The 16,065-nt window shown below is 60.6% G+C and carries 8 protein-coding genes; 7 read left to right on the forward strand and 1 reads right to left on the reverse strand.

The genetic code is table 11. From position 1 onward, the window contains the following. Nucleotides 1-104: 104 nt before the first annotated feature. The 3 genes from aceK (at nucleotide 105) to ACEN8Z_RS09780 (ending at nucleotide 7,387) form a co-directional block, all read left to right on the forward strand. Entirely contained in the window at nucleotides 105-1,823 is a 1,719-nt protein-coding gene (aceK, locus tag ACEN8Z_RS09770) for a bifunctional isocitrate dehydrogenase kinase/phosphatase (protein ID WP_495597493.1), read from the forward strand. Between the two features lie 188 nt (nucleotides 1,824-2,011). Then, on the forward strand, nucleotides 2,012-5,923 hold the full coding sequence (gene hrpA / locus ACEN8Z_RS09775) for an ATP-dependent RNA helicase HrpA (RefSeq protein WP_495597494.1): 3,912 nt from the start codon (nucleotides 2,012-2,014) through the stop codon (nucleotides 5,921-5,923). 342 nt (nucleotides 5,924-6,265) lie between these two features. Further along, complete coding sequence (locus ACEN8Z_RS09780; RefSeq protein ID WP_495597495.1) at nucleotides 6,266-7,387, forward strand: beta-ketoacyl-ACP synthase III; 1,122 nt, start codon at nucleotides 6,266-6,268, stop codon at nucleotides 7,385-7,387. Between the two features lie 100 nt (nucleotides 7,388-7,487). On the opposite strand, the gene ACEN8Z_RS09785 is transcribed toward ACEN8Z_RS09780, so the two are convergent. Next, on the reverse strand, nucleotides 7,488-7,799 hold the full coding sequence (locus ACEN8Z_RS09785; RefSeq protein WP_495597496.1) for a DUF6124 family protein: 312 nt from the start codon (nucleotides 7,797-7,799) through the stop codon (nucleotides 7,488-7,490). Nucleotides 7,800-8,397: 598 nt separating this feature from the next. Between ACEN8Z_RS09785 and ACEN8Z_RS09790 the strand changes: the two genes are divergently transcribed. Genes ACEN8Z_RS09790 through ACEN8Z_RS09805 form a run of 4 tightly spaced genes read left to right on the forward strand, consistent with a single transcriptional unit; the run spans nucleotide 8,398 to nucleotide 15,338 of the window. Next, a complete protein-coding gene (locus tag ACEN8Z_RS09790; protein ID WP_495597497.1) occupies nucleotides 8,398-11,136 on the forward strand; it encodes a type VI secretion system Vgr family protein in 2,739 nt (912 codons plus the stop codon). Beyond that, nucleotides 11,133-13,037, forward strand: a complete 1,905-nt coding sequence (locus ACEN8Z_RS09795) for a phospholipase D-like domain-containing protein (RefSeq protein ID WP_495597498.1) — start codon at nucleotides 11,133-11,135, stop codon at nucleotides 13,035-13,037. The genes ACEN8Z_RS09790 and ACEN8Z_RS09795 overlap by 4 nt, the downstream gene beginning before the upstream one ends. Next, the gene (locus tag ACEN8Z_RS09800) at nucleotides 13,037-14,329 is read left to right on the forward strand and encodes an SEL1-like repeat protein (protein ID WP_495597499.1); all 1,293 of its coding nucleotides are present in this window, start codon (nucleotides 13,037-13,039) and stop codon (nucleotides 14,327-14,329) included. Before ACEN8Z_RS09795 ends, ACEN8Z_RS09800 begins: the two co-directional genes overlap by 1 nt. Before the next feature lie 19 nt (nucleotides 14,330-14,348). After that, nucleotides 14,349-15,338: an SEL1-like repeat protein gene (locus ACEN8Z_RS09805; protein WP_495597500.1), complete on the forward strand. Its 990-nt coding sequence runs from the start codon at nucleotides 14,349-14,351 to the stop codon at nucleotides 15,336-15,338. Nucleotides 15,339-16,065 lie beyond the last annotated feature (727 nt).

The following is a 16,065-nucleotide window of genomic DNA, read 5'->3' on the forward strand; positions in this document are numbered from 1 at the left end:
GCAACCGAAAACCGGGCATCCAATTCGCCCGGAAAATTACGCTTCTCCTGCCCCCGGTTCACTGGCTAAGCTCAGGGCTCCCGAATTCCCGCAGAGGTCTCACCATGCCGCAGCAATGGCCAGCCGCCGACATCGCCCGCTTGATCCTCGATGGCTTTGACGATTACCGCGAGCATTTTCGCCAGATCACCGACGGCGCCCGGGCCCGCTTCGAACAGGCCAGGTGGCAAGAGACGCAATCGGCGTCGGCGGCGCGGATCAATCTGTACGAAGAAAAAGTCGGTGAAACGGTGGAGCGACTGCGCACCGCGTTCGACGCCGACACCCTGGACGTCAGTTGCTGGCCACTGGTGAAAAGTGCCTACATCAGCCTGATCGACCTGCGCTTCGACGATGAATTGTCCGAGACCTGGTACAACTCGATCTTCTGCGGGCTGTTCAGCCATGACCTGATCAGCGACGGCTGCATGTTCATCCACACCACCCGGCCGAGCCTGCGCCGGGCAAGGGCCGCGCAAACCCGCACCTACAAGCCGCAAGGTCAATTGTCGGCGATGCTTGCCAGCATCTTCGCCGACTACCGCTTCAGCGAGGATTACGCCGACCTGTCCGGTGACCTGAAGCGCCTCGAAGCGCAACTGCGCGAAAACCTGCCGGACTGGGTGTGCAAGGACCCGGAGCTGAGCGTCGAGCTGTTTTCCTCGGTGCTGTACCGCAATAAAGGCGCGTACCTGGTGGGTCGCATCTACACCGCCGATGAGCAATGGCCGCTGGCAATTCCGTTGTTGCACCTTGAAGGGCGTGGTATCCAGATCGATGCGCTGATCACCGATGAAGCGGACGTGTCGATCATTTTCTCCTTCACCCGCTCGTATTTCATGGTGGATGTGCCGGTGCCGGCGGAGTTCATTGGCTTCCTGCGGCGTATCCTGCCGGGCAAGCACATTGCCGAGCTGTACACCTCGATCGGCTTCTACAAACACGGCAAGTCGGAGTTCTACCGGGCGCTGATCAATCACCTGGCCAACACCGACGACCAGTTCATCATGGCCCCCGGCGTACGCGGCATGGTCATGAGCGTGTTCACCCTGCCGGGGTTCAACACTGTGTTCAAAATCATCAAGGACCGTTTCTCGCCATCGAAAAACGTCGATCGCGCCACGGTGATCGAAAAGTACCGCTTGGTGAAAAGCGTCGACCGGGTCGGGCGCATGGCCGATACCCAGGAATTCGCCGACTTCCGTTTCCCGCTGAGCAAGTTCGACCCGGCGTGCCTGGAGGAACTGCTGGAAGTCGCACCATCGACGGTGTCGGTGGAAGATGACACGGTGCTGATCCGCCACTGTTGGACTGAACGGCGCATGACCCCGCTTAACCTGTACCTGGAAAATGCTAACGAAGCGCAGGTACGCGAAGCCCTGGAAGACTACGGGCTGGCGATCAAGCAACTGGCGGCGGCCAACATCTTTCCCGGCGACATGCTGCTGAAGAACTTCGGCGTCACCCGTCACGGCCGGGTGGTGTTCTACGACTACGACGAAATCTGCTTTCTCACCGAAGCCAACTTCCGCCACATCCCGCAACCGCGCACGCCGGAAGACGAAATGGCCTCCGAACCCTGGTACTCGATTGGGCCGCTGGATGTGTTCCCGGAAGAGTTTCCGCCGTTCCTGTTTGCCGACTCGGGGCAGCGCAAGTTGTTCGATCAACTGCATGGTGAGCTGTACAACGCTGACTACTGGAAAAGCCTGCAGGAGGCGATTCGGGCCGGCAAAGTCATCGATGTATTCCCATACCGCCGCAAGGGCCTCGATAACGAGTAGTTCTCTGCGATTGCTTCGCAATCGATCGCGAGCAAGCTCGCTCCCACATTTGACCGTGGCGTGCCCCGATTTTGTGGTCGCTATAGATCCCATGTGGGAGCGAGCTTGCTCGCGATCGGCCGCGCAGCGGTCGTAAAATCTGCGACAATCGTCCCCTTGCGCCACTAGACGACTGAATTGCGTACCCGATGACCGACGAATCGCCCTCCATCGACAAACTGCTGAAAAACCTCGATCACGCCATGCTCGCCGACCGCCACCGGTTGCGGCGGCAGTTGCTTGAGCTGCGCAAGAAACCCGACGAGGCCAGGCTGGCCCAGTGGGTGGCGCGGATGCAGGCGTCCTGTGAGCAGGTGCTGGCGCGCAAGGCCAGCCTGCCGGTGATTCGTTACGACGACAGTTTGCCGATTGCCGCCAAGCGCGACGAAATCAAGAAAGCGCTGGAAAAGCACCAGGTGCTGATCATTGCCGGCGAAACCGGTTCGGGTAAAACCACCCAGTTGCCAAAGATCTGCCTGGAAATCGGTCGCGGCCAACATGGCCTGATCGGTCACACCCAGCCACGCCGGATCGCTGCGCGCAGCGTGGCCAGCCGGGTTGCCGAAGAACTCGGCACGCCGCTGGGCGCATTGGTCGGCTATCAGGTGCGCTTCGAGGATCAAAGCGATTCCAACACCCTGATCAAGCTGATGACCGACGGCATCCTGCTGGCGGAAACCCAGAACGACCGCTATCTGGAACGCTACGACACGATCATCGTCGACGAAGCCCACGAACGCAGCCTCAACATCGACTTCCTGCTCGGCTACCTGAAAACCCTGTTGCCGCGCCGCCCGGACCTGAAGGTCATCATCACTTCGGCAACCATCGATCTGGAGCGCTTTTCCAAGCACTTCGACAATGCGCCGATTGTCGAGGTGTCCGGCCGTACTTTCCCGGTGGACACCTGGTATCGCCCGCTGACGCTTGAGCAGGACGAAGAGGGTAATCGTGTCGAGGACGACTTGACCGTGGATCAGGCGATCCTCGCCACTCTCGACGAAATCGCCGCGTATGAGCGCAGCGAGCGCCGCAGTCCCGGTGACGTGTTGGTGTTCCTGCCCGGCGAGCGCGAGATTCGCGATGCCGCCGATATGCTGCGCAAGGCTCAGCTCAAGCACACCGAAATCCTGCCGTTGTACGCGCGGTTGTCGCCGGCCGAGCAACAGCGGATTTTCCAGTCGCACCCGGGCCGTCGCGTGGTACTGGCGACCAACGTCGCGGAAACCTCGCTGACCGTGCCGGGCATCCGCTACGTGATCGACAGCGGCACGGCACGCATCAGCCGCTACAGCTACCGCGCCAAGGTCCAGCGCCTGCCCATCGAAGCGATTTCCCAGGCCAGCGCCAACCAGCGCAAGGGCCGTTGCGGACGGGTCGAACCGGGCATTTGTGTGCGCCTGTACAGCGAAGAAGATTTCCTCGGTCGCCCGGAATTTACCGATCCGGAAATCCTGCGTACCAACCTCGCGGCGGTCATTTTGCAGATGCTGCACCTGCGCCTTGGCGAGGTCAGCGCGTTCCCGTTCATCGAGCCGCCGGATGGCAAGGCCATCAGCGACGGTTACAACCTGCTGCAGGAACTCTCGGCGGTGGATCGCAACAGCCAGTTGACGCCGCTCGGTCGTCAATTGGCGCGGCTGCCGGTGGACCCGCGCATGGGCCGCATGCTGCTGGAAGCGGCGAAGCTCGGCAGCTTGCAGGAAGTGCTGATCGTCGCCAGCGCCATGTCGATCCAGGACCCGCGCGAGCGACCGCCGGAACGTCAGCAAGCGGCGGATCAGGCCCACGCCCAGTGGAAGGACGCCGACTCGGACTTCGCCGGACTGGTCAACCTGTGGCGCGGTTTCGAAGAACAGCGTCAGGCGCTGGGTGCCAACCCGCTGCGCAACTGGTGCCGCAAGAATTTCCTGAATTACCTGCGCCTGCGCGAATGGCGCGACTCCCATCGTCAGTTGAGCCTGATCTGCCGCGACATGCAGTTGAGCCTCAATAAAGAGCCGGCGGACTATCCGAAACTGCACAAAGCGGTGCTGGTGGGGTTGCTGAGCCAGATCGGCCAGAAAACCGAAGAGGGTGATTACCTCGGCGCCCGTCAGCGGCGCTTCTGGATTCATCCGTCTTCGGGCATCGGCAAGAAACGCCCGCAATGGCTGATGACCGCCGAGCTGGTGGAAACCACCAAGCTCTATGCACGTATGGTCGCCAAGATTGACGCCGACTGGATCGAGCCGTTGGCCGGGCACCTGATCAAGAAAAACCACTTCGAGCCCCATTGGGAAAAGAAGCGCGGCCAGGTTGTGGCGTTCGAGCAGATCACCCTGTTCGGGTTGATCGTGGTCGGGCGCCGGCCGGTGCATTACGGCCCGGTCGACCCGGTGGTGTCCCGCGAACTGTTCATCCGCGAAGCGCTGGTGCGCGGCGAAATTCAGTCCAAGGCCAAATGCCTGACGGCCAACAAACAGTTGCTGGAACAACTTGACGAACTGGAAGCCAAGGCCCGCCGTCGCGACATTCTCGCCGATGAAGAAACCCTGTACGCCTTCTACGACGCACGTCTGCCGGCGGAGATCCATCAGACCGCGACCTTTGACAGCTGGTACCGGATCAACAGCCAGAAAGACCCGCAGTTGCTGATCATGCGCGAAGAGGACGTGCTGGCCCGCGAAGCCAGTGAAGTCACCGCCCAGCATTACCCGGATACGCTGCACATCGGCGATCTGGAATTAGCCCTCAGCTACCACTTCGAACCCAACCATCCAAGGGACGGCGTGACCCTGCGCGTGCCGGCACCGCTGTTGCCGATGCTGCCACCGGAACGCCTGGAATGGCTGGTGCCGGGTGTCATCGAAGCCAAGTGCATTGCCCTGGTGCGCAACCTGCCAAAGGCCTTGCGCAAGAACTTCGTGCCAGTGCCGGACTTCGTCAAGGCGGCCTTGCAGCGCATGATCTTTGCCGAGGGTTCGCTGCCCCAGGCGTTGGGTCGTGAGTTGCTACGCATGACTGGAGCGCGGGTCAGCGATGAAGCCTGGGCCGAGGCGGCGCAGCAGGTCGAAAGTCATCTGCGGATGAACCTGGAAATCGTCGATGCCCAAGGCAAGTTCCTCGGTGAAGGTCGCGATCTGGCCGAACTGACTGCACGTTTCGCCGAGGCCAGCCAGGCGGCGTTGGCGGTGCCGCAAACCGCGAAGAGCCAGCAACCGGTGGAGCCGAAAGTGTTTGCCGCAGTGGCCGAGAAAACCCAACAGAAGATCGCCGGGTTGTCGATGACGGTCTATCCGGCGCTGGTGGAAGAAGCCGGTACGGTCAAGGAAGGGCGTTTCTCGACCCCGGCCGAGGCCGAGTTCCAGCATCGCCGTGCCCTGCAACGCTTGCTGATGCAGCAACTGGCCGAGTCGGCAAAGTTCCTGCGCGGCAAGTTGCCGGGCCTGACCGAACTGGGCCTGCTTTACCGCGACATGGGACGCGTCGATGCGCTGGTGGAAGACATTCTGCTGGCCAGCCTCGACAGCTGCATTCTCGAAGGCGAAGACCCGTTGCCCCGTGACGGCGCCGGTCTGGCGTCCCTGGCCGAGCGCAAGCGTGGCGCCTGGACCGAGCACGCCGAACGCGTGGCGAAGCTGACCCTGGAAATCCTCAAGCTTTGGCATGGCTTGCAAAAGCGCTTCAAGGGCAAGATTGATCTGGCGCAAGCCGTGGCCCTGAACGATATCAAGCAGCAGCTCAGCCAGCTGGTGTATCCGGGGTTTGTCCGGGAAACGCCGATGCAATGGCTCAAGGAGTTGCCGCGTTACCTCAAGGCGATTGAACAGCGCTTCGAAAAAATCGGCGCCCAGGTGCAGCGCGACCGGGTCTGGAGCGGCGAATTGAGCGGGCTGTGGACGCAATACCAGACCCGCGCCGGTAAACACGCCCAGGAAGGCAAGCGCGATCCGCAGCTGGAGTTGTATCGCTGGTGGCTGGAGGAATACCGGGTGTCGCTGTTTGCGCAACAGTTGGGAACCAAGGTGCCTATCTCCGACAAGCGCCTGAACAAGCAGTGGTCGCAAGTCGAGCCGTAGGCCCGAGGCCAGTGCAATACCTGTGGGAGCGAGCTTGCTCGCGATGGGGGCATCACATTCAACATCTATGTTGTCTGTCGGGCCGCAATCGCGAGCAAGCTCGCTCCCACAGTTTTGCATGGCCCGCAGGTAGGGTTCATCCAGCAAAAAGGCGCCAAAACCCAATGTTTATGGCAAACTTCGCGCCTATAAACGCCGGCCCCGCGGTTTTGAGCCTTCACGGTTACGAGCAGGTCCGGAATAAAGCGATGCCAGGTTTGCGTCCCCTGATGGGAATAGACCCTTTGCGTGTTGGTACGACGGTGCCAATGCTTTCTGCCTGAACAGATTAGAGACACGACCATGCATAACGTCGTCATCAGCGGCACCGGCCTGTACACCCCGGCCAACAGCATTTCCAACGAAGAGCTGGTGCAGTCTTTCAATACCTACGTGGCGCAATTCAACGCCGACAACGCCGACGCCATCGCGCGCGGTGAAGTGGAAGCGTTGACCGAGTCCAGCGCCGCGTTCATTGAGAAAGCCTCCGGCATCAAGAGCCGCTTTGTCATGGACAAGGAAGGCATCCTCGACCCGCAACGCATGGCCCCACGCCTGCCGGAGCGTTCCAACGACGAGTGGTCGGTGCTGTGCCAGATGGCCATTGGCGCTGCCGAACAAGCCTTGCAGCGCGCCGGCAAGACTGCCGCCGACATCGACGGCGTGATCGTCGCCTGCTCCAACCTGCAACGTGCTTACCCGGCCATTGCCATCGAAGTCCAGGAAGCGCTGGGCATCCAGGGTTTCGGTTTCGACATGAACGTGGCCTGCTCCTCGGCGACCTTCGGTATCCAGACCGCCGCCAACAGCGTGCAACTGGGCCAGGCCCGGGCAATCCTGATGGTCAACCCGGAAGTCTGCACCGGCCACCTGAACTTCCGTGACCGCGACAGCCACTTCATCTTCGGCGATGCCGCCACCGCGGTGATTATCGAGCGCGCCGACCTGGCGACATCCAAGTACCAGTTCGACATCGTCAGCACCAAGCTGCTGACCAAGTTCTCCAACAACATCCGCAACAACTTCGGCTTCCTCAACCGCGCGGCGGAAGAGGGCATCGGCGCCAAGGACAAACTGTTCGTGCAGGAAGGCCGCAAGGTGTTCAAGGAAGTCTGCCCGTTGGTGGCCGAGCTGATCAGTCAGCATCTGCAAGAGAACCAGCTCAACGTCAGCGACGTGAAGCGCTTCTGGCTGCACCAGGCCAACCTCAGCATGAACCACCTGATCGTCAAGAAGCTGCTGGGGCGAGACGCCACCGAACAGGAAGCGCCAGTAATTCTCGACACCTACGCCAACACCAGTTCCGCCGGTTCGGTGATTGCCTTCCACAAGAACCAGGACGACCTGGCCGCCGGTTCGCTGGCTGTGCTCAGCTCGTTCGGCGCCGGTTATTCGATTGGTAGCGTGTTGCTGCGCAAGCGCTGATATTTTTTGCAGTAGCTGAAAAGATCGCAGCCTGCGGCTCCTACAGAGGGTTTGAAATCTGTAGGAACCGCAGGCTGCTCTCTATTGACCTTTTGCTTTTCTACTCAGGCGGATCAATCCGATCCAGCGCCTGGCTCACCGCCAGTTCCCCCAACAGGATGACTTGCGCGATGCCCAGCAGGGTATTGCGACTTGTCCCTTCCGTTCGATCCGCCAGATCCAAGGTCATGACGTTGGCCGATGCCAGTGACTCGCAGGCATGGGCTAGCAGGGTTTCGGTGTCGAGTTCCGGGTTGACGATGAACATCGTGCTGAGTTTGCGCGGGGTGGCCATGATGTTGGCGGCTGAGGGAATGCGGTCGGATGGGGATGTCGGATCAGTGTCCGGCGGATTCGGTGTCACTTTGAACATATTTGCAAACTCCTAGATGGAGCCGCTACCACCTTGCTACTAAACGAGGGGTGGCGGCTGTACGCAGGTTAGTAGACCGGGGAGTCAGCATTTACCGGCGCGCCGAAGCGCCCTGCGCACAGCCACCATCAAATGCAGGCATATGAATACCTGACTGAAGGGAACGCTATGCACCTTACTAACAACCACGGGCTACTAAACCCGATCACTGACAATCAGTGACACGAATCAAGTTACCGAGCGGCCCCAAGGCGCACAAGCCGGCGGATTCTGGCGTACCTGTAGGCAACGACGCAAGGCGCTGTGGCTTTCACGAAGTAACCTTGAGGGCTTTTAAACAAGCAGGGTTTGCGCTCTGGAGCAGCCTTCGATCCGAACGATTTAGCCCTGTCAAAAAGCAGCCGCGGCACTGGGCGCCGACAAGATAGCGAACCGTCCTACAGCCTAGGTGCGTCGACACTCGGACGCATCCTACGCGCACGCCGGAAACATCCTATATCAACCTTTTTTCCCTTCCTGAAAGCTGTCGAGCGCTTGAACGAGGGGGGTTAACGAAAAGCCTCCCCATCCGCTTCGATAGGCCAGGGAGGTCTGAATCTTGTCCAACGCACTGCGCCCCTTCTTCGACCACAGCCGCCACAAACTGCAAGTCGACGGCCTCGACACCGCCCTCGACGTCCTCGCCTTCGAAGGCGAAGAACACCTCAGCCAGCCATTCACCTACCGCATCGAATTCACCGCCAGCCACCTCGACCTCGGTGCCGCGCAACTGCTCGGCCAATACGCCCAGTTCAGCCTGCACGCCGCGCCGTCCACCGTGCCCGTGATGGCGTGGGAAGTGCCCAAGCCGGCCAAACCGCTGCGCACGTTTTTCGGCGTGATCAGCGGCTGCCAACGCCTGTCCGGCTCGGTCGACGAAGCGCGCTACGAAATCACCCTGCAACCGCGCCTGGGACGGCTCGCCCGTGGCCAGCAAACGCGCCTCTACCTGCAGCAATCGGTACCGGAAATCGTCGAAAGCATCCTGCGCAGCCGCCACGGCTTTCTCGGCCAGGACTTCTTCTTCCGCCTGTACCGCGAGTACCCGCGCCGCGAACAGGTGATGCAGTACAACGAAAGCGACCTGGCCTTCATCACCCGGCTGCTGGCCGAGGTCGGCATCTGGTACCGCTGCACCAGCGACGAGCGCCTGAACATCGACGTCGTCGAGTTCTGCGACGACCAGCGCGGCTACCAGTTCGACGTCGCCTTGCCGATGCGCTCGCCCTCCGGCCTGAGCAGCAGCGGCGAGGACGCCGTCTGGGCCCTGCAAACCCGCCACCAGGTGGTGGAACAGCAAGTCAGCATCCGCGCCTACCACCCCCGCGACGCCCGCGCCCACCTCGACGGCGAGGTCGACCAGACCCGCGGCGAGCCGGCCACCCACGGCGCGCCCCACACCTACGGCGAGGCCTACCACTACGCCGAGCCCTACAGCGTGCTCGGCAACGCCTACCACCAGGACGAAGACCTGCTCAGCGAAAGCGGCTACTTCTACGCGCGCCTGCGCCACGAACGCTACCTCAACCAGCAGACCCACCTCAGCGGCATCAGCAGCAGCGCCACCCTGGCCCCCGGCCAGGTGCTGAACATCAGCGGCGGCGCGCCCCAGGCCTTCGCCCGCGGCGCGGTGCTCACCGGCGTCACCACCCACGCCGCCCGCGACCGCAGCTTCGAATGCCACTTCCAGGCCATGCCCTACGCCGAACGCCTGTGCTTCCGTCCGCCGCTGCCGCCCAAACCGCAAATCGCCGGCACCCTGCCGGCGCGGGTCACCAGCCCCAAGGCCAACGACCCCTACGCCGACATCGACCTGGAAGGCCGCTACCGGGTCCAATTCCTCTTCGACCGCGACACCTGGCCGCCCGGCCAGGCCAGCAAATGGCTGCGCCAGGCCCGCGCCTACGCCGGCGACACCCACGGCCTGCACCTGCCGCTGCTCGCCGGCACCGAAGTGGCGATCGCCTTCGAACAGGGCGACCCGGACAAACCCTACATCGCCCACGCCCTGCACGACGACCAGCACCCCGACCACGTGACCCTGGGCAAGCGCGACTACACCCGCAACGTCCTGCGCACCCCGGCCAACAACAAATTGCGCATGGAGGACCGGCGCGGGGAGGAGCACGTCAAGCTCAGTACCGAGTATGGGGGCAAGAGCCAGCTGAGTCTGGGGCATCTGGTGGATGCCAGGAAGCAGAAGCGTGGGGAAGGGTTTGAGCTGCGTAGCGATAGTCATGGTGCCATTCGTGGCGGCAAAGGCCTGTTCATCAGCGCGGATGCACAGGCCAGGGCGCAGGGCCCGGTGCTGGACATGGACGCCGCCGTCGGCCGCCTGCAACAGGCCGGCGAACAGCTGCAACAACTCTCGGTCGACGCCCAGGCCGCCCACGCCGAACCGGCGGACGTAACGGCGCAACTGAACTTGCTCAAGCAAGACCTGGAGCAGCTCAAGTCCCAGGTCCTGCTGCTCAGCGCCCCGCAAGGCATCGCCCTGACCAGCGGCCAGCACCTGCAACTGGCGGCGCACGACAACCTGATGCTCAACGCCGGCGGCGCAGCGCACCTGAGCGTGGTCAGGCGCCTGTTCATCGGCGTCGGCCAGGGGCTGAGCCTGTTCGTGCGCAAGCTGGGGATCAAGCTGATCGCCAATCAGGGGCCAATAAGCGTCCAAGCGCAAAACGACAAGCTGGAACTGATCGCCCGCCATGGCCTGGACATCACCAGCACCGAAGACGAAATCCACATCACCGCAAAGAAGAAAATCGTCCTCAACGGCGGCGGCAGTTACCTCAGCCTGGAACAGAGCGGCATCGAATCGGGCACCGCGGGCGACCACAAGGTCAAGGCAGCGCATTTCGAATACAGCGGTGCGGCGAGCATGACGGCCACACATCCGGATTACCCGCAAAGCCTGTCCAAACAAATGCTGCGATTCAACGTATCGCAAGCCCCCAACGCCAACCACCAAGTCTGGGCAGGCATGCCCTACACGCTTTACGCCGACGGTGCCGAGCTCAAGCAAGGTGTGCTGGACGCTTCCGGGCAACTGCTAATCGATCATCAGGTCGTGACACGGGGCTACCGGTTGGTCATGGCCAACGGTGCGGCCTACCAGATCCCGGTGCCTACCGATTACCGCAATGCCGAACAGGCGCAACTGGCCAATCGCGGCTTGCATAACCATCCCTCGCAAGCCCACGCCGAGGTGAGTCAACCCACATCGCACACGGATCACCGAGGCCTGTATGCCACGGTGATGGAAGGAGCCAGTGATCAGGAAGGGAAAACACCATGAGCCAATACGAGATCGTCACGCCGGTCGCACTCCAGCACACCCAAGAGGTGACCTGTACCCCGCCATGGTATGTGCGCAATACCGAATACCCTCCCGCCATGGCGACTTATCAACCATTGATCAATGGGGAAGAAACGTTCCGGGCCGTGCACCTGGCCATTTCAAAGGCTAAGGCAACTGTCGACATCATCTGCTGGGGTTTCCAGCCGTCGATGTACTTCATCCGCAATGGCCAGGAGCCGTGTATCGGTGAATTACTGATGGCCATGGCACGCGAAGGCGTCAAGGTGCGGATCCTGGGGTGGGAAATGCCATTCAATACCGCCGGCAAAGCCGGAGAAGCCAACCTGCCCGGTAAAGGCCCATTCCGATACTACGATCGGGAGCTGCAACCCTCCACGGATGATCAATATGCCTACGACCGCCAGTGGTTTGCCCGATGCGCGTTCAGTGACCATCTGGCGCCTGCGATGCGGGTGGCGCGCAACGTGCCGGTATTCGTCAGTCGTGGTTTCAGCGTGTTTGAACGGGCCGAAATAGCCCATCAGGCGAAATACAGAAGTCTCGACCCGCAGGTCAGCGCCACTACGCAATTCATCCTGACGGCGACAGCGACCCATCATCAAAAAACGGTCCTCGTCGATTATGAACTGCCGGACCGCGCCGTCGGTTTCGTGATGGGTCACAACATGCTCGACGAGTACTGGGACACCAATGACCATTTGGCGGTGAACCGTGACAAGGACACCAAACCCGCCCCCAACAAGGGCCCGCGTGGCGATACCCCTCGTCAGGACATTTCAAGCCAGGTCAGCGGACCGATCCTGGAACACCTGCATCACAACTTCGCCAGCGCCTGGCGCAAGGAAACCGGTGAGGACTTGCTCGACCTGCGCCGAGCCAAAGAGGTAGGGCCGCAACTGCAATGCTCCCCGGACGCCAACCGACAGATCGCGCAGATCCTGCGCACCCAGGCCCAGGAGGGCAAACGCGACATCGAGACGCTCTACCTGCAAGCGGTGAACAACGCGACCCAGTTCATCTATATCGAAAACCAGTATTTCCGCTGGCCGCCCCTGGCCGAATTGATCAAGGCCGTTGCCGCCGGCCAGACCAAGGCCGGGCGCGACCCCGCCATACACGGCCCGTTGCACCTGTTTGTGATCACCAATGCAAGCAAAGCCGGCATAGGCTCCGGCACCGTGAACACCCAGCGCATGCTCGAAAGCCTCGGGCGCGGCCATACCATGCCTGCAATCACCAAGTTACGGCGTATTGAAAAGGCAAAAGCTGAGGCCGCCGCGCTGGAGTCCGGCCTGGGCGAACGCCTGGAGCAGCATGCCTTGGTCACGCTAACGAAACTCACCGACGCATTGGGCGGAACCGATCTCAGCGACGAGGCCAAGGAAGCGCAGCGGCGCAAGACTCTGGACAACGATTGGCGCAAAGCCTCACTCCAGAGCCAAATCGAGGCAATCGAGAAGGAGACTTTTACCCAACTCCCGGAATTAACCGGCCTGAAAGTCCATGTGTGCTCACTGGTCGCCCCCGACTCGCCCGCCGGTAAGCCCTGGATGCCGGTGTACATCCACTCCAAGCTGATGATTGTTGATGACGTCTTCACTACCCACGGCTCGGCCAACATCAACACGCGCAGTATGCAGGTGGATAGCGAACTGAATATTGCGCATGAGTGGGCGAGTGTGACGCAGGCGTTGCGGCGGCGGTTGTGGGAGATGCATACGAATGGATTGGGCGCGCAGGATGACCCGGGAAAGGCGTTCGAAGCGTGGGAAGAAATCATCAATCGGAATAAAGATTTTCAATCGGAACAATTGACTCCCTACGCCCCCCTCGTCGAGTTCTATTTCGGCGAATCCGACCTGTCGGACCTCGACTGATGCGCCGGCTCTTGCTGCTGTCATGCATGCTGCTGGTCGCCTGCGATACCAGTAATCCTACTTCTACTTCGACCGAGAAAATGCCCTTGAACCCTTTGACTGAAGCCAAGGCCAATATGGCTTTCAACTGCGTACACGAGCAGATCCCCACAGCCTCCGCCGAGGCCGATGTGCTATTCCGCTACGCGCGCTGGTTGCAAAAGAACAACCAACTCAAACAGGACAAGACTGTTGATGCAGAGATCGAACGTCTATATCGCATCGCCAGTGAAAACGGCCACTACAAGGCCAATATCAATCTGCAGAACGGTGCCATGCGTGGTTTCTTCAAACTCCGTGGTGAAGAGCATTTGCGCATGAGCGAGCAATTGATCGACGCGGGCGTGGCGGCGGGATATTACTTTGTCGGCATTTTCCTGCAGCATGGTTCGGCCGGATTGCAGCAGGATCACGAAATGGCGTTGCGTTACTACCGCAAGTCCGCCGACCAGGGTAATGCACAAGGCCAGGCATATATCGCCGACAAGTTGGCGCCGATCGACATTGCACCGGACGTTGCTCGGCAAATGCGCCGTTGCGCCGCTGAACAGGGAAACGGCAAAGCTGCAAGAGCGCTAGGGGTTAATTTATCGACGAAAGGGCGTTATCAGGAAGCGCTCGAAGCATTCCAACTTGGGGTAACTGCCGGTGACAGTACTTCGGCTTCTTTTTTGAGCAAAGGCTTCCATGGTCCGGAACCGGATGATCGGCTGTACTACCTGGGCCAGCAGAAAGACCTTGAGCGCGCCGATCGCTACGAAAAAATCTGGAAAATCCTCTCGGGCTACTCCTACGCGAATCCCAAAGTCCCCGAGATCAACGAGATTGTTCCTCTACCACCCGCCACGTTGCCCGCCTGGGACGGCAAGCTCCAATGGCTCGAAGAACGCTTGGCCAATGTCCCGCCCGAAAAACCCAGCGAAGCACTGATTCACCAACTGGCCAAGGCCAAAGTCCTCGAACCCGCCACCGGCCGGCCCATGCCGGGCTCCCCGGCCTTTATACAGATCGACTACATCAAAAGACCGACCTGCAACAGCGGCCAAGCCTGCACGCATACCGGTTATTGGCTGGCGGAAAGTATCGCCGGTCAATCCGGGGCGCGCCTGGAAAAAGGCGAACCCCGGCGCTTCGAGAAGGGCGAGATCATGCCGACCCTGAACGTCAAACATCGTCACAGCCGATTCCTGCTCGCCGACCGAGTGACGGTCGAGGAGGAAAATATCGAATGGAGGCTGTTCGGTGAGGCCTGAGTATTTATGGGGCTGTTGGATGCTCATCGCCTTGACCGGTTGTGGTGCCAACAGTGCCGAGCCTTTGTCTGCGGACGTTGTAAACCCGCTCACCAATATCAACGTTAATCTCGCGTTCACCTGCCAACAGGAAGCAATTCCGGCGCCGCCCGCAGAGGCCGATGTGCTGTTCCATTACGCGCGCTGGTTGCAAAAGAACAACCAACTCAAGCAGGACAAGACTGTCGATGGCGAGATCGAACGTCTATATCGCATCGCCAGTGAAAACGGCCACTACAAGGCCAATATCAATCTGCAGAACGGTGCGATGCGCGGTACTTTCAAACTCCGTGGTGAAGAGCATTTGCGCATGAGTGAGCAACTGATCAACGCAGGAGTCGCGACGGGATATTACTTTGTCGGCATTTTCCTGCAGAACGGCGCGGCCGGGCTGCAGAAAGATCACGAAATGGCGTTGCGCTACTACCGTAAAGCCGCCGATCAGGGAAGTGCGCTGGCCCAATTCTATGTAGGGGACAAAGTCGAACCTATCGATATTGCCCCAAAAGTTGCACTTCAAATGTACCGCTGCGCCGCCGAGCAAGGAAATGGAGAGGCAGCGACAAGTCTGGGGGTGTATTTGTCTGAAGTTGGCCAGTATCAGGAAGCGTTAGAAGCTTTCCAATTGGGCGTAGCAGCCGGTGATGAAACAGCAGCAGGCTTTTTGGATGATGGATTTCGTGGCCCGGAACCAACCAATGAGCTGGATTACCTTGGCCAACAGGAAGACCTCGAACGCGCCGATCGCTACGATAAAATCTGGAAAATCCTCTCGGGCTACTCCTACGCCAATCCCAAAGTCCCCGAGATCAACGAGATTGTTCCTCTGCCACCCGCCACGTTGCCCGCCTGGGACGGCAAGCTCCAATGGCTCGAAGAGCGCCTGGCCAATGTCCCGCCTGAAAAAACCAGCGAAGCGCTGATCAACCAACTGGCCAAAGCCAAGCTTCTCGACCCGGCCACGGGTTAGGGGCTACCGGGATCGCCTGCGTTCAGCCAATCTCATTTATCGGCACCGAACTGCCACAGCGGCCAAGTCTGTCCGGTAAGTGGATACTGGAAGGTTGGCTGGCTTCCCCGCCATCACTCAGTGGACAGGAGCGTCGCTCGGTATTTCGAACAGGGCGAGATCTTGCCGACGCAGCTGGTTGAGCGCTACCAGATGCGAACTTGGCCCTTTTCCGACAGGATCACACGACACGAACAAGCGGTTGAATGGTACCTGCTCGGGTGACGCGTCGATATCGCGCCGTGTCGCTATTGGGGGGGCTACGCCGTTGCGAGGTCTCTGCTGCGCGCAGCTTTGGTACACAAGTGCGTTTGCTGGGCTGGGAAATGCCGTTCAATGCCGCAGGCATGGCGGGTGAAGCCAACTTGCCCGGCAAAGGCTTGCTCCGCATCCAGGATCGGGCAATGCAGAACTCCACCCGGGCGCAATACGACTATGACCGCCAGTGGTTTTCCGAGGGGGGGACTCCGACGATAAAGCGGCTAAACGTGACACGGCGGGGCCGCTGTTTGTCAGCCTCGGCTTCGATTTCAATGAACGGATGGAAATTGCCCATCAAGTGCAATGCGCACGTTTTTTACGGGGAAGTTTTACTTGCAGAGCTCGGTGGCTGGTTCCGGGACCGCTTCGTAGTCGAACGGGGGCAAGCCCCCTCGCCACAAATGAGTATGTGCAGGCGGGGATGTGA

Source organism: Pseudomonas sp. Pseusp10, assembly GCF_059492225.1.